Source organism: Bacillus sp. FSL L8-0358, assembly GCF_038593095.1.
Lineage (GTDB): Bacteria > Bacillota > Bacilli > Bacillales > Bacillaceae > Bacillus > Bacillus subtilis.
The window spans coordinates 2,341,382-2,356,146 of record NZ_CP151962.1 but is presented as its reverse complement, the minus strand read 5'-3'; the positions used below and the strand labels follow the sequence as shown (position 1 = coordinate 2,356,146).

Annotated in this window: 14 protein-coding genes; 8 read left to right on the top strand and 6 right to left on the bottom strand. The window is 44.6% G+C overall.

Annotated features, from left to right (window positions below; translation table 11 throughout):
• Positions 1 to 35: 35 nt before the first annotated feature.
• The 3 genes from mce to NYE49_RS11975 are packed head-to-tail and all read left to right on the top strand — an operon-like array spanning position 36 to position 3,107.
• Complete coding sequence (gene mce / locus NYE49_RS11985) at positions 36 to 458, top strand: methylmalonyl-CoA epimerase (protein WP_047182849.1); 423 nt, start codon at positions 36 to 38, stop codon at positions 456 to 458.
• Complete coding sequence (locus tag NYE49_RS11980) at positions 451 to 1,974, top strand: acyl-CoA carboxylase subunit beta (RefSeq protein WP_080030739.1); 1,524 nt, start codon at positions 451 to 453, stop codon at positions 1,972 to 1,974. The genes mce and NYE49_RS11980 overlap by 8 nt, the downstream gene beginning before the upstream one ends.
• A gap of 17 nt (positions 1,975 to 1,991) precedes the next feature.
• Positions 1,992 to 3,107, top strand: a complete 1,116-nt coding sequence (locus tag NYE49_RS11975; RefSeq protein WP_044445375.1) for a tripeptidase T — start codon at positions 1,992 to 1,994, stop codon at positions 3,105 to 3,107.
• A 39-nt stretch (positions 3,108 to 3,146) separates the two neighbouring features.
• Here NYE49_RS11975 and NYE49_RS11970 read toward each other — a convergent pair whose 3' ends face one another.
• The 3 genes from NYE49_RS11970 to mifM form a co-directional block, all read right to left on the bottom strand.
• A complete protein-coding gene (locus tag NYE49_RS11970; protein WP_047182848.1) occupies positions 3,147 to 3,878 on the bottom strand; it encodes a DUF2071 domain-containing protein in 732 nt (243 codons plus the stop codon).
• Between the two features lie 182 nt (positions 3,879 to 4,060).
• Complete coding sequence (locus tag NYE49_RS11965; protein WP_015384041.1) at positions 4,061 to 4,888, bottom strand: membrane protein insertase YidC; 828 nt, start codon at positions 4,886 to 4,888, stop codon at positions 4,061 to 4,063.
• Positions 4,889 to 4,917: 29 nt separating this feature from the next.
• The gene (gene mifM, locus NYE49_RS11960; RefSeq protein WP_080030738.1) at positions 4,918 to 5,205 is read right to left on the bottom strand and encodes a membrane protein insertion/folding monitor MifM; all 288 of its coding nucleotides are present in this window, start codon (positions 5,203 to 5,205) and stop codon (positions 4,918 to 4,920) included.
• Between the two features lie 72 nt (positions 5,206 to 5,277).
• Here mifM and NYE49_RS11955 point away from each other — a divergent pair, with 72 nt between their 5' ends.
• Together NYE49_RS11955 and gndA are read left to right on the top strand one after the other, a co-directional pair.
• Positions 5,278 to 6,522, top strand: a complete 1,245-nt coding sequence (locus tag NYE49_RS11955; RefSeq protein ID WP_015483410.1) for a DNA polymerase IV — start codon at positions 5,278 to 5,280, stop codon at positions 6,520 to 6,522.
• A 109-nt stretch (positions 6,523 to 6,631) separates the two neighbouring features.
• A complete protein-coding gene (gene gndA, locus NYE49_RS11950; RefSeq protein WP_003230365.1) occupies positions 6,632 to 8,041 on the top strand; it encodes an NADP-dependent phosphogluconate dehydrogenase in 1,410 nt (469 codons plus the stop codon).
• Between the two features lie 121 nt (positions 8,042 to 8,162).
• Here gndA and zwf read toward each other — a convergent pair whose 3' ends face one another.
• Complete coding sequence (gene zwf, locus NYE49_RS11945) at positions 8,163 to 9,632, bottom strand: glucose-6-phosphate dehydrogenase (RefSeq protein ID WP_047182847.1); 1,470 nt, start codon at positions 9,630 to 9,632, stop codon at positions 8,163 to 8,165.
• Positions 9,633 to 9,858: 226 nt separating this feature from the next.
• Between zwf and rnz the strand changes: the two genes are divergently transcribed.
• A complete protein-coding gene (rnz, locus tag NYE49_RS11940; RefSeq protein WP_047182846.1) occupies positions 9,859 to 10,782 on the top strand; it encodes a ribonuclease Z in 924 nt (307 codons plus the stop codon).
• A gap of 81 nt (positions 10,783 to 10,863) precedes the next feature.
• Positions 10,864 to 11,013, top strand: coding sequence for a 50S ribosomal protein L33 (gene rpmG, locus NYE49_RS11935; RefSeq protein ID WP_003226511.1), 150 nt, complete (start codon positions 10,864 to 10,866; stop codon positions 11,011 to 11,013).
• Positions 11,014 to 11,056: 43 nt separating this feature from the next.
• Here rpmG and NYE49_RS11930 read toward each other — a convergent pair whose 3' ends face one another.
• Positions 11,057 to 11,818, bottom strand: a complete 762-nt coding sequence (locus NYE49_RS11930; protein WP_014477266.1) for an alpha/beta hydrolase — start codon at positions 11,816 to 11,818, stop codon at positions 11,057 to 11,059.
• Between the two features lie 109 nt (positions 11,819 to 11,927).
• The gene (namA, locus tag NYE49_RS11925; RefSeq protein WP_003230377.1) at positions 11,928 to 12,944 is read right to left on the bottom strand and encodes an NADPH dehydrogenase NamA; all 1,017 of its coding nucleotides are present in this window, start codon (positions 12,942 to 12,944) and stop codon (positions 11,928 to 11,930) included.
• A 171-nt stretch (positions 12,945 to 13,115) separates the two neighbouring features.
• Here namA and NYE49_RS11920 point away from each other — a divergent pair, with 171 nt between their 5' ends.
• Positions 13,116 to 14,759 (top strand): M20/M25/M40 family metallo-hydrolase, encoded by a 1,644-nt coding sequence (locus tag NYE49_RS11920; protein WP_047182845.1) that lies wholly within the window; start codon positions 13,116 to 13,118, stop codon positions 14,757 to 14,759.
• Positions 14,760 to 14,765: the final 6 nt, after the last annotated feature.

The following is a 14,765-nucleotide window of genomic DNA, read 5'->3' as shown; positions in this document are numbered from 1 at the left end:
ACAAGCGATATCTATTAGCGAAAGCAGGGATGCAAATGAACAGGCTTGACCATATCGGGATAGCCGTTTTTTCGATAAAAGATGCTAGAAGCTTTTATGAAAATGTATTGGGGCTTGCATTTCTTCATCAAGAAACGGTTAAAGAGCAAAAGGTGAATGTTGCTTTTTTTCAAGCTGGTAGCGTCAAACTTGAGCTGATAGAGCCGTTGACAGCTGACAGCCCCGTCCGTTTATTTTTGGAGAAGAAAGGGCAGGGACTGCATCATATTGCGTTTTTGTGCAACGGCCTATCTGAACAGCTTCAAGCATTGTCTGACCGGCATGTTCGATTGATTGACAGGTATCCAAGACAGGGGGCAAATGGGAAAAAGATCGCGTTTATTTCCCCTCGGGAAACAAACGGTGTTCTTGTAGAGCTTTGTGAACCGAAAGGAGACCAACACAATGAACATGAATGAGCACATGGATCATTTATACACGAAACGCAAGCAGGCAGAAGAAGGCGGAGGACAGGAAAAGCTGGCTCAGCAGCGGCAAAAGGGCAAGCTCACTGCTCGGGAAAGGATCATATTTCTTCTAGATCAGGACAGCTTTATCGAATTACATCCCTTCATGGAAAGTCAAGTGCTAACAAGAGAACAGCGCATGTTAGGGGATGGGGTCGTGACAGGGTACGGCACAATTGACGGCCGCTCAGTTTATGTATTTGCACAAGACTTCACAGTGTTCGGAGGGGCGCTTGGCGAAACCCATGCCAGGAAAATCTGCGCTTTGATGGATCTGGCAGCAAAAAATAAGGCGCCGATTATCGGGCTGAATGACTCAGGTGGTGCGAGAATTCAAGAGGGTGTGGTATCATTAGATGGATACGGTCACATATTTTACCGAAACGTCTTATATTCCGGAGTCATTCCGCAAATATCGGTTATTTTAGGGCCGTGCGCTGGAGGCGCTGTATATTCTCCGGCACTCACAGATTTTATATTTATGGCTGAACAGACCGGCCGGATGTTTATTACCGGCCCGAAGGTGATTGAAAAAGTGACAGGGGAACAGGTTGATGCGGAGAGCTTAGGCGGAGCGGGGATACATAATGCCGTCAGCGGAAACGCCCACTTTTCCGGGCATACGGAGAAGGAGGTTCTGACAGGGGTGAGAAAACTGCTGTCTTATTTGCCGCTGAATGGCCGGACAACAGAGCCGAAGCTAGAGAAAGAGGCGTCCAGACCGTTATTAAACCATCTTGTCCCTGCTGATACGACAAAGCCTTATGATGTTCGGAAGGTGATTAGGGAGCTGGCCGACCCGCAGTCTTTTTTTGAGATTCAGCCATTTTTTGCGAAGAACATTGTCATTGGGTTTGCAAGGCTGGGTGAAAAAGCAATCGGCATCGTGGCGAGCCAGCCGAAGCATCTGGCGGGAAGCCTGACGATTGACGCTGCTGATAAAGCAGCAAGGTTCATCCGTTTTTGTGACGCATTTGATATCCCGCTATTGACTGTCGAAGATGTCCCAGGGTTTCTGCCGGGTATTCAGCAAGAGCACAATGGAATCATCAGGCATGGAGCAAAATTATTGTTTGCTTATGCTGAAGCGACTGTCCCAAAAGTCACACTCATCATTAGAAAAGCGTACGGCGGCGCCTATGTGGCCATGAACAGCAAAGCGATCGGAGCGGACCTTGTGTTTGCATGGCCGAATGCTGAAATCGCAGTGATGGGTCCAGAAGGTGCGGCATCGATTTTGTATGAAAAGGAAATCAAAGCTTCAGCTGACCCGCAAAAGACGAAACGCGAAAAAACAGCTGAATACAAAAAGCAAAACGCCGGCCCATACAAAGCGGCCGCTTGTGGAATGGTCGATGACATCATTTTGCCGGAAGAATCAAGGGGAAGACTGATACAAGCTTTTCATATGCTTGCACATAAGACAGAAGAGAGACCGAAAAAAAAGCACGGTAACATACCGCTTTAATATGGAGGGACTTACAAATGGTGAATGAAAAACGCCTGCTGGAAGAATTTTTAGAGCTTGTCCAAATTGATTCAGAAACAAAGCACGAAGCTGAAATCTGCAAAGTGCTGAAACAAAAATTTTCTGATTTAGGTGTGGACGTTAAAGAAGACGATACAATGGATATCACGGGCCACGGAGCCGGTAATCTGATTTGCACGCTAAAAGGGACAAAACAAACAGATACGATCTATTTTACATCTCATATGGACACAGTTGTACCCGGAAACGGCGTAAAACCAGTTGTAGAGAACGGTTACGTCAAAACTGACGGCACGACGATTTTAGGCGCTGATGATAAAGCGGGATTGGCTGCAATGTTTGAGGCGATTAAGGTGCTGAAAGAAGAAAACATTGAACACGGCACGATTGAATTCATCATCACAGTAGGGGAAGAATCGGGTCTGATCGGAGCGAAGGCTCTTGACCGTTCTATGATCACTGCATCCTACGGCTATGCTCTTGATTCAGACGGAAAAGTCGGAAATATCATTGTGGCCGCGCCGACACAGGCGAAGGTAAGAGCGGCAATTTTCGGGAAAACCGCTCACGCCGGGGTTGAACCTGAAAAAGGTATTTCAGCGATTACAATCGCTAGCAAAGCCATCTCAAAAATGCCATTGGGACGTATCGATGAAGAAACAACAGCTAATATCGGCCGGTTTGAAGGCGGCACACAGACAAACATTGTGTGCGACGAAGTTCATATTCTTGCTGAAGCGCGCTCTTTAGTTCCTGAGAAAATGGAAGCTCAGGTTCAAAAAATGAAAGCTGCTTTTGAAGAGGCAGCTGCTGATATGGGCGGACGCGCAGAAGTCGAAATTGAGGTTATGTATCCGGGCTTTAAATATCAAGACGGCGACCAAGTTGTTGAAATCGCGAAAAAAGCGGCTGCTAAAATCGGACGTCCAAGCGAGCTGCAAACGAGCGGCGGCGGAAGCGACGCGAACGTAATCGCTGGTCATGGCATTCCGACGGTCAATCTTGCTGTCGGTTATGAGCAAATCCATACAAAAAATGAAAAAATGCCGATCGAAGAGCTCGTTAAAACGGCAGAAATGGTTGTTGCCATTATTGAAGAGGCGGCAAAATAAAAAAGAAAACCCGAGTGCGATTTCCCGCATCGGGTTTTTTTAACTACTCCATTTCCTAAGCGGCCAAAATAACACATCCTGTTTTTTAGCGTAATGAAGCAAGGGGTCTGACTCTGGCAATGTAATGCCGTGAGCATCAGCCACCGTATTGACGGAAAACTCGGCCTCGGCATGTTGCAGCAGCCAAGGATGATGATGGATGTCTTCGTAATAGAGTTTATTGCGATAAGTGGTGTAGAGCCTGTATCGTTCTGTCAGCCAATAATCGAGCGAATCCTCTTCCGCTGTAAAAGGAGCTGAAAGGGGCCGGTATGCGGCGCGGAATGCTGCTTCTCCGTCGTCTCTCCGCTTGCTGACATAGTCAATGCCGTCACCGTTTTTTTCAGCTTTCATATCCGCGTAAAAATAAGGTAAATGAAAGAATGTGCGAGCGCCAAGGACCGCCAGCCGATGATCGGCATCTAAGCTAAAAAAATAAATGCCGGGCTTGCCTTTATACGTGACATAGGTGCGGAGGTTAAGCTCAGGAAATGCACGCGCACCGGGAATGGCAGGAAGAAAACGCGCCCTCAGGTTCGTGAGCATAAAGGGAAGCATGCTGATCCAAGCTTGCCCGTTATATGTATCTAATTCTAAAGCGGACGGTACCAAAGCGCGAAGGATAGAAACATCAACAGGCCAGTGAGCAAATAAGACATCATTCCAGGTTTGTCTCATGATCCAGATTCCTTCAGGTACAGAAATGTTTTTTTGCTGAAAGTGTTCCGTCAACGTATATGCTCCTTTCGGTTGGAGGTGAGTAAAGGTATTCCCGATTTCCTTCTTTTTAAACGATACGGCTGTTTTTTAGGATGGCCCTTTCTGCTTCAGCCATGATAAACAAGACTGTTTGGCGCGGTATGCTTTGCAAGTAACAAAAAAACAACCCCGGCTTGTCGCGCGGGGTTGCTTCATTATTTCACCGGCTCAGTAAGAGCGGCTGTTTTTTTACTTTTATGATGCGTCATCTGAAGGACGATGTTTTGCACTGTCAAAAACAGTCCGCTTGTAAACCAGTACAGCGGAAGGGCTGCCGGAACATTAAGCGAGAAAATCGTCATCATCACAGGGAAGATGAACACCATCAACTTTGCGGATTGCTGTGCCGCAGGGTTTTGCGGGACAGCGGAATATTTCGCGCTCAGTTTTTGAGCGACATAGGCCTGGATAAAGTACATTGCTCCCGCACTAAGAGACACGAGAATGTCAGATTGTCCTAAACTGAACCATAAAAACGAGTGTGACGCAATTTCAGGTGTAGAGCGAATCGCGTAATAAAGCCCAATCATAATCGGAAACTGAATCAGCATTGGGAGGCATCCCATAGCAAGCGGATTGATGTTGTTCTCTTGATACAGCTTCATCATTTCCATTTGCAGCTCTTTTTGTTTTTCAGGGTCCTTCGTTTTTTTCAATTTGGCCTGAATGCTGTCAACCTGAGGTTTAATAACGGCCATTTTCTCTTGGAACACGCGCTGTTTTTTGAACTGATTAACAAACAAAGGCAGCACAACCATACGCACAATAATGGTTACGAGAATAATAGAGAGTCCGTATTCACCGTGAAACAGCCCGGCAACACCCTTAAGCAGAGCGGAAAACGGTTCGATTAAATAGTCGTGGAAAAAACCGACGTTGCTGAGGCCTCCCACCTGATTAGTCGCGGCAAATGCAGCATTGCCCGAGCATAATACGATCAAAAAGATACCCATAGCCAAAAGTTTTTGATATGTTTTTAACAATTTGTTCTCCTCCTTTTTATAAATGCGGTTTATAAAAGAAGAGAACTGGCGTCTTCATCATCGTTCACAGGCGAATTCATGCGGAAGACTTTACGTATCCAAGTTGTAATGCGATGATATATAATAATAAGAAAGTCTGTTCGGTTAATGTGAAAGACCGTCTGATGTTCATCTGTTCGTTTTGATTTCCATTGCTCGCCGGCACGGCACTCTCGTAAGAGGAATGCAATCCCGATTGCCGTCAGAGTCGGAAGAATAATTGTGAAAAAATCGACTAAGAATAAAACGTCATTTATCGATTCCACAAACATTGTCATCACATCCATTCAATACCTTCATTTTACTATATGTACAAGCCGTTGTCTAATGAACGAAAAGGAGATTTATTTATGCTGGGAAAGGGCCGAATTATTTTCCATATTGATATGAATAGTTTTTACGCATCGGTGGAAATGGCATATGACCCGGCCCTCCGAGGGAAGCCGGTTGCAGTTGCCGGAAACGTAAAGGAGCGAAAGGGCATCGTGGTGACATGCAGCTACGAAGCAAGAGCGCGCGGCGTCAAAACAACGATGCCGGTTTGGCAAGCGAAGCGCCATTGCCCTGAACTTATCGTTCTTCCGCCGAATTTTGACCGATATAGAAGCTCTTCAAGAGCGATGTTTACCATTCTTCGTGAATATACTGACCTGGTGGAGCCTGTCTCCATCGACGAAGGCTATATGGACATGACCGATACACCATACAGCAGCCGGGCGCTGGAGACGGCAAAAGAAATCCAAAGCAGGCTGCAAAAAGAGCTGCTGCTCCCATCAAGCATAGGGATTGCGCCGAATAAATTTCTCGCTAAGATGGCGTCTGATATGAAAAAACCGCTTGGAATTACGATTTTAAGAAAGAGGCAAGTGCCTGATATCCTGTGGCCGCTTCCTGTTGGAGAGATGCACGGAGTCGGCAAAAAGACAGCGGAAAAACTGAAGGGACTCGGCATCCATACAATCGGAGAGCTAGCTGCAGCTGATGAACACTCGCTGAAGCGCCTGCTTGGCATCAACGGTCCGCGCCTTAAAAATAAAGCAAATGGCATTCACCATGCGCCGGTTGACCCGGAGCGCATTTACGAATTTAAAAGCGTCGGCAACTCATCGACACTTTCCCATGATTCCAGTGATGAAGAAGAGCTGTTAGGCATCTTTAGAAAGCTTGCGGCTTCTGTGAGTGACCGTTTACAGCGCAAGGAAGTCATGGCTTTGAAGCTTTTTATTATGATTAGATATGCGGATTGGAAAACCATCACAAGAAGCACCACGCTGAGAAACCCGATTGATCAAAAAAATGACATTTTGAAAGAAGCGGAGCACCTCTTTTTTAAACATTGGAATAAAAATCCTGTCAGGCTGCTTGGCATTACCGGAACGGATTTAGTAGAAAAAGAGCAGGCCTATAAACAGCTCGATTTGTTCAGCTTTAATGAAGATGCGAAGGATGAGCCCATTCAGCAGATGATGGAAAAGCTGAATAAAAAGTACGGTACCAAACTGATCAGAAAAGGGGCAACGTTAAAAAAAGAGGAGAGCAAAACAAAGGGAACAAGCTTTAATAAAGATTTTTTTCAAGATGAAAAGAAAAGCTGAATCGCTTGAAAAAAAGGGTGAATGTATGGTAATTTCTTTATTATAAATATCATTTTATTTTAATTTAAATTTTAAAATGATTAAACGTTTGCAGAAGGGACGTTAGAATATGTCAAAACAACAAATCGGCGTTATCGGACTTGCGGTCATGGGTAAAAATCTGGCTTTAAATATCGAAAGCCGGGGATTTTCTGTTTCTGTTTACAACAGATCAAGCAGTAAAACTGAGGAGTTTTTACAGGAGGCAAAAGGAAAAAATGTTGTTGGCACATACAGCATTGAAGAATTTGTCCAATCCTTGGAAACACCGCGCAAAATCTTATTAATGGTTAAAGCGGGAACTGCAACAGATGCGACAATTCAATCTCTTCTTCCTCATCTAGAGAAGGATGATATTTTAATTGACGGCGGTAATACATACTATAAAGATACACAGCGCCGTAACAAAGAACTCGCTGAAAGCGGCATTCATTTTATCGGAACAGGCGTTTCCGGCGGAGAAGAAGGAGCGCTTAAAGGACCTTCTATCATGCCTGGCGGACAAAAAGAAGCACATGAGCTTGTAAAACCGATTCTTGAAGCCATTTCTGCAAAAGTTGACGGTGAACCTTGTACGACATATATCGGTCCGGACGGCGCCGGCCATTACGTAAAAATGGTGCACAACGGAATTGAATATGGAGATATGCAGCTGATCTCTGAATCATATTTCATTCTGAAACAGGTGCTGGGCCTTTCTGCTGATGAGCTTCATGAAGTTTTCGCTGAATGGAATAAAGGCGAGCTTGACAGCTACCTGATTGAGATTACGGCTGACATCTTCACAAAAAAAGACGAAGAGACAGGCAAACCGCTTGTTGATGTGATTCTTGATAAAGCAGGGCAAAAAGGAACAGGAAAATGGACAAGCCAAAGCGCACTTGACTTAGGCGTTCCGCTTCCGATTATTACTGAATCTGTATTCGCACGCTTTATCTCAGCTATGAAGGAAGAGCGTGTGAAAGCAAGCGGACTTCTTTCAGGACCGGAAGTGAAGCCTGTTACAGAAAATAAAGAAGAGCTGATTGAAGCGGTCAGAAAAGCGTTGTTTATGAGTAAAATCTGCTCATACGCGCAAGGATTTGCCCAAATGAAAGCTGCTTCTGAAGAATACAACTGGGACCTGAAATATGGTGAAATCGCTATGATCTTCCGCGGTGGCTGCATCATTCGCGCGGCATTCCTTCAGAAGATCAAAGAAGCTTACGATCGCGAGCCTGAGCTTGACAACCTGCTTCTTGACAGCTATTTCAAGAATATTGTAGAAAGCTACCAAGGAGCGCTTCGCCAAGTGATTTCACTTGCAGTTGCCCAAGGTGTGCCGGTGCCATCATTCTCAAGCGCATTAGCCTACTATGACAGCTACCGCACAGCCGTACTGCCTGCAAACTTAATCCAAGCACAGCGCGACTACTTTGGCGCTCATACTTATGAGCGTACTGACAAAGAAGGCATCTTCCATACTGAATGGATGAAGTAATCAATAGAAACCCCCGAAGCTTTAGAGCTTTGGGGGTTTTGTTATTAAAGAGAGTGCTATACCTCTGTGATAGCTGAAAAAAGCCGAAAATGCTTGTGAGCATTTTCGGCTTTTTTCTTACTTATATATTCCACCAGTGCAAGCCGTCTTTCGCCAAAAGATCATCTGATTCTTTTGGTCCCATTGAGCCTGATTCGTAGTTAGGAGATAAGGTTTTGTTTGCTGCCCATGTTTCAGAAATGGAGTCGACAAAGCTCCAAGAAAGGGCAACTTCATCCCAGTGTGCAAAGTTTGTTGCATCGCCAAGAAGACAGTCGTGAATAAGTTTTTCATATGCTTCAGGGGTGTTCAACTCGTCATTGCAATTGCTGCAATAATCGAGTTTGATTGGCTGCGCGTGTGCTGCTCCGCCAAGCTTTTTAGCATTTAAGTAAAGCGTAATGCCTTCGTCAGGCTGAATATGAATGACAAGCAAGTTCGGATTCATGTTGTTTTCATTGCCGTAGTACAGGTTCATCGGAATGTCCTTAAATTGAACGACAATTTTTGTGGACTTTTCTTTCATTCGTTTTCCGGTACGGATATAGAATGGAACACCAGCCCATCTGAAGTTGTCAATCAAGAGCTTGCCGGCAACAAAGGTTTCTGTATTGGAGTCAGGAGCGACATTATCTTCTTCTGTATAAGAAGGAACAGGCACACCGTCAATTTCACCGGCTTGATATTGTCCGCGCACAAAGTATTCATCCACTTCATCTTTTGCAATAGGACGCAGTGCTCTTAGCACCTTCACTTTTTCGCTGCGGATTTCTTCTGTGTTCAATTTGATCGGCGGCTCCATTGCAAGAAGGGCAACCATCTGCATAATATGGTTTTGCACCATGTCGCGAAGGGCGCCTGATTTTTCGTAATATCTTGCGCGGTCTTCAACGCCTAGTGATTCGCTAGATGTGATTTGAATGTTTGAAATGTAGCGGTTTGTCCAAAGCGGTTCGAAAATCGCATTGGCAAATCGAATCACTTCAATGTTCTGAACCATTTGTTTGCCTAGATAATGGTCGATTCTGTAAATTTGATCTTCCGTAAATGCTTCGCGGATTTCTTTATTCAATGCCTGTGCGCTTGGCAGATCATGGCCGAACGGCTTTTCGATGACAAGTCGGGACCAGCCGGTTGTAGCTGTTACACCCTCTGATTTTAATGTTTTTGCAATCGTTCCGAAGAATTCAGGAGCCATTGCCAAGTAGAACATTCTGTTGTTAGGAATTTGATATGTATCTTCCAGCTGGTTAAGCAATACGTTAAGCTCTTGATAAGAGCCAGGGTTTGTCACGTCAAACGGGTGATAGTAAAAATGAGACGTGAAATCATCTATATGCTTATCTGCAGCTGAGGAAATGGATGTTTTAACAGTTTGGCGAAGATCCTCATTAGACCAAGGTCTTCTTCCAACTCCTACCACTGCAAACTCTTCTCCGATTTGTCCGTTTTGATATAAACGGTGAATAGACGGATACAATTTTCGTTTTGCTAAATCTCCAGTTGCACCGAATATGACAATTACTGCTTTTGGTTGTTGGTTTGTTTTCACTAAAAGTACCTCACTTTATTCGAAGCTTTATTTTAGTACACCCCGTATATTTCCTTCATTTTAAATCTAAAATTCAACGAAAGCAAACATTTAAGCCCTTTTTTAAGCAGAATGCTGAAAAAATGTTTCTAGCACGAAAGGATTGTTCTTTTCAGAGGCAAGATTCACATTTTGCGCTTGATCCTGTATTCTTGTAGGTATCTGGTTCTAGTAGGAGGAAGGAAACGTGGAATTACTTTTTTTAGGGACAGGAGCCGGCATTCCCGCCAAGGCGAGAAATGTAACGTCGGTGGCATTAAAATTGCTTGAAGAAAGGCGTTCGGTATGGCTTTTTGACTGCGGGGAAGCCACACAGCATCAAATTTTACATACAACGATTAAACCTCGTAAAATAGAGAAAATCTTTATTACACACATGCACGGCGATCATGTATACGGACTTCCGGGGCTTCTGGGGAGCCGTTCCTTTCAAGGTGGAGAGGACGAGCTGACAGTGTACGGACCTAAAGGGATCAAGGCGTTTATTGAAACAAGCCTTGCCGTCACGAGAACCCATTTGACATATCCGCTTGCGATACAAGAAATTGAAGAAGGAATCGTGTTTGAGGACGACCAGTTTATTGTCACAGCGGTAGCTGTTATTCATGGAGTAGAAGCTTTCGGGTACCGTGTGCAGGAAAAAGACGTACCGGGTTCCTTGAAGGCTGATGTATTAAAAGAAATGAACATCCCGCCCGGACCTGTATATCAGAAAATCAAAAAAGGCGAAACGGTAACGCTTGAAGACGGACGAATCATCAATGGGAATGATTTTCTGGAGCCTCCCAAAAAGGGAAGATCTGTTGTGTTCTCCGGTGATACGAGAGTAAGTGACAAACTAAAAGAGCTTGCGAGGGATTGTGATGTGCTTGTTCATGAAGCAACCTTTGCTAAGGAAGACCGTAAACTTGCTTATGATTATTATCACAGTACAACGGAACAAGCGGCTGTAACAGCGAAAGAAGCAAGGGCGAAGCAGCTCATTTTAACCCATATCAGCGCAAGATATCAGGGAGATGCTTCTTTGGAGCTTCAAAAAGAAGCGGTTGACGTTTTCCCCAATAGCGTGGCGGCATATGATTTCTTAGAGGTAAACGTCCCGCGAGGCTGAAGGCGGAGCTCTTATTTGACAATTTGTGATGACGTTGTATAATAAAACGTAATCATTACGCTTTATGAGGAGATGTTAATTATGAGAGTAAATGTTACTTTAGCCTGCACTGAAACGGGAGACCGAAATTACATCACAACAAAAAATAAACGCACCAATCCAGACCGTTTGGAGCTGAAAAAATATTCGCCGCGTTTAAAGAAATATACCCTTCACCGTGAAACAAAATAATATAAAAGACCGGGAATCCCTTACGGCCCGGTCTTTTTTTACGTTAATTGACTGCCTGGTAAAGAGGAGCGGCCTGCTGGCACGCTGCGCACCATACGTCATAAATAGCCAAGTGAACGATATGAGGTTCATCATGATGGATGTTGTGGGAGCTGTTTTTAGCTTGAATCCAGCCGCTTTGGTTAGATAGAGACAATATGCTGCTGTGCAAGTTTTGCCACTCCTGTTCAGCAGCGAATTTCTCAGTCCGTTCACCTGATGACAACACAAGAAGAGGCATGTTTCCTAAGTGGACTTGCCGCTTTTTGAGCTCCTGCAGACTTTTTGAAAACTCTGCATGTGTGCCCTCAAGCATCATCTTTCTCGTATGTGATTTGTGCATTTCTTCGGGTATAAAGGTAAAGCTGGCGCAATCGCCTAAAGCTGGGTCAAGAAGGACCATGCCGATAATATCATACTTGTTTTTGCAGGCCCATAAACCGGTGATGACAGCTCCGTATGAGTGTGAAACAGCCAAATAAGGAGGTTTTACATCAGCTGCTTTAAGCAAACTCTCCAATTCTTTCACTTGTTGATCAGCTGTTCGTTTAGCTCTGCTTTGCCCGCTTTTTCCTATGCCTGCCCGATCATATGTGAAAATGCCAAATTCATCATCAATGTCCGCCATTAATGGTTTCCACGTCTCAGAAGAAGTACCATAGCCGGCCTCAAAGACAATCGTTACACCGCTTGATCCTTTCCGGTGCTGTGTATGAAACGCACATCCGTCAATTGTATATGTCTTTTCCATCCAAGCTGATTTCATTGGAGTCATCTCCTCTAATTGGTTCTACTAGGGAGACGGAGAACCTTAGCCGATCGTTTCTCTAAAAATAAAAAAAGAGATATCCTCAACAGGATATCTCTTATGGGCATTACCAGCCTCTTTCGTATTGAACAGGGGCCGGAATCTCTGTATTGAGCTGTTTCGCAGCAGTTCTTGCAAAGAATGGATCCCGCAAAAGCTCTCTGCCGATAAAGATGAGGTCGGCACGTCCGTTTTGCAGAATTTCTTCAGCCATTGAACCGTCTGTAATCATGCCGACGGCACCAGTAGCCATGTCCGCCTGTTCACGGATTTTCTCAGCGAAGCTGACTTGATAGCCAGGGAATACGTTAATGTCTGCGTGAACAAGGGCGCCTGAGCTGCAGTCAATTAAGTCAACACCCTGCTCCTTCATCCATTTTGCAAAACCGATGTGATCGGCAATGTCTAAGCCTTTATCAGTGTAGTCAGAAGCAGATACACGGACAAATAAAGGACCGTCCCATACTTGTTTGACTTCATCAATGATCTCTCTCAAGAAACGATAGCGGTTTTCAGGTGAGCCGCCGTATTCATCTGTGCGATGGTTGGAAAGCGGAGACAAAAATTCATGAATTAAATATCCGTGCGCCGCATGAATTTCAATCACATCAAAGCCGGCTTCTTTTGCGCGGGCAGCCGCTTGCTTGAACTCCTGAACTGTTTCTTTTACTTTTTCTGCTGACATTTCTACAGGTGTTGCTGATTGTTCGTCAAACGCAATCGCCGATGGAGCGAAGATATCTCCTTCAAGCTCAGCTTTACGTCCGGCATGGGCAAGCTGAATGCCGATTTTTGAACCTTGTTCTTTGACCTGCTCAGTCAGTTTTGCAAAGCCTTCAATATGCTCGTCGCTCCAAATGCCTAAGTCTTGGTCAGTGATTCGTCCTTGAGGGTTAACCGCTGACGCCTCTACAATAATCAGTCCGACCTGGCCGATTGCGCGCGATATGTAATGTGCCATGTGGAACGGTGTTAATTTTCCGTCCTTTTCATGAGAAGAATACATGCACATTGGCGACATGACAATGCGGTTTTTTAACGTCATATCTTTAATTGTAATAGGTGTAAATAATTTTCTGGCCATTTCTTTCGCCTCCCGTAAGGTTTTTAGAGATTGATTATATCAAGTCATTTCTTTCCCGTCATATAAACTGCTCAAAAGAACCGCTTTTGTCAAACATTTCTGTATAATAGACGAGAAATCAGTTTATTTTTCAGTATAGAAGCATTTTTATTCATAGGAGGGGCGGAATCAATGAATTGGCAGACGAAGGACGAATTGCTGGCACTTTTAACTTCTCTTGTGCAATACGAAAGCATCACCGGTTCAAAGGGCGAGGCAGCACTTGCAGAGTATCTTTATTTTATTTTGAAGGACAAGCCCTATTTTCAAAAGCACCCTGATGATGTAACACTTCATCCGATGGACGATGGCAGATCTTTTCTTACGGCTCTAGTCAAAAAGAAGAATGTCAAAAAGACAGTGCTTCTGCTGAGTCATTTTGATGTCGTTGACATAGAAGATTACGGCGAATTTAAACATATGGCTTGCAAGCCTGCTGAGCTTTTGAGCTCCTTTTTAGAGAAAAAAGAGCTGCTCCCGGAACGTGTGAGAAGAGATGCCGAAAGCGGAGACTGGCTGTTCGGAAGAGGGACGATGGATATGAAAGCGGGGCTTTGTGTTCAACTGTCGATGCTGGAGAGGGCAATGAACGGACATTTTGAGGGCAATCTGCTGTTGATAACGGTTCCGGACGAGGAAGTGAATTCTAGAGGCATGATTGAAGCGATTCCTGCATTGAAGGAAATGGAGAAAAAGCATGATATCACATTAACCGCTTGCCTGAATGCCGAACCGATGTTTGAAAAATTTCCCGGCGATCAGCAGCAATATTTTTATACAGGAAGCATTGGCAAGGTGCTTGCGGGTTTTTTCTGCAAGGGGATTGAGACACATGTTGGAGAGCCGTTTTCAGGCCTAAACGCAAATTTAATGGTATCTGAGATTAACCGTTTGCTTGAACTGAATGCTGATTATTGCGAAAAGGTTGATGGCGAGGTCACTCCGCCGCCGGTAAACTTAATGCAAAAGGACTTGAAAGAGGCATATTCAGTCCAGACACCGCATACAGCTGTCACATTATTTAATGTGCTGTCAATGAAACGCTCAGCTAGTGAGCTGCATCAGATGCTGCTTAAAACAGCAGAACAGGCGGCGGAGAAAATCATGTCGAACGTTCGGAAGAAAACACAGGATTTTCAACAATTTGCGCCATTTCAGCCGATTGAGCGGGACGTCACTGTTTTGACATTTGATGAGCTGGTCTCGCGTGCAAAAAAGCGTGCGGGGATCTCGGAAACAGAGCGGGCTCTAAATTATGCCTTTGCTAACAGGGGGGAGCTTGGAGACAGGGATTTTTCGACGAAAATTGTTTCTGAGCTTGCTTCGCTTTGTAAGGAGGATGCGCCGCTCATCGTTCTGTTTTATAGTCCGCCGCTTTATCCAGCTGTTTCTTCAAAGGATGATCAATTGATCAGAAATACAGCAGATCAGTTAAAGCATTATGCGGCTGAGCGATACGGCATTGCATTACGGGAGGTTCAGTACTTCCCCGGACTTTCGGACTTGAGTTATCTTCAGCTGGAAAAGCAGGAGGTTGATGCATACACAAGCAATATGCCGCTCTTTAACAGAGGATATTCATTGCCAAGCGGTAAAAATCAGGCTTTATATGTCCCGGTTTTAAATGTCGGTCCGGCTGGTAAAGACCCGCATAAATGGACGGAAAGATTGTATATGCCTTATTCCTTTGAAGTGCTTCCCGATTTGCTTTCATTTACGATCTCCGCGCTATTAAAGCAATCAGAATCTGCCGGCCAGCTGTTGCGGGAAAAATAAAAAACA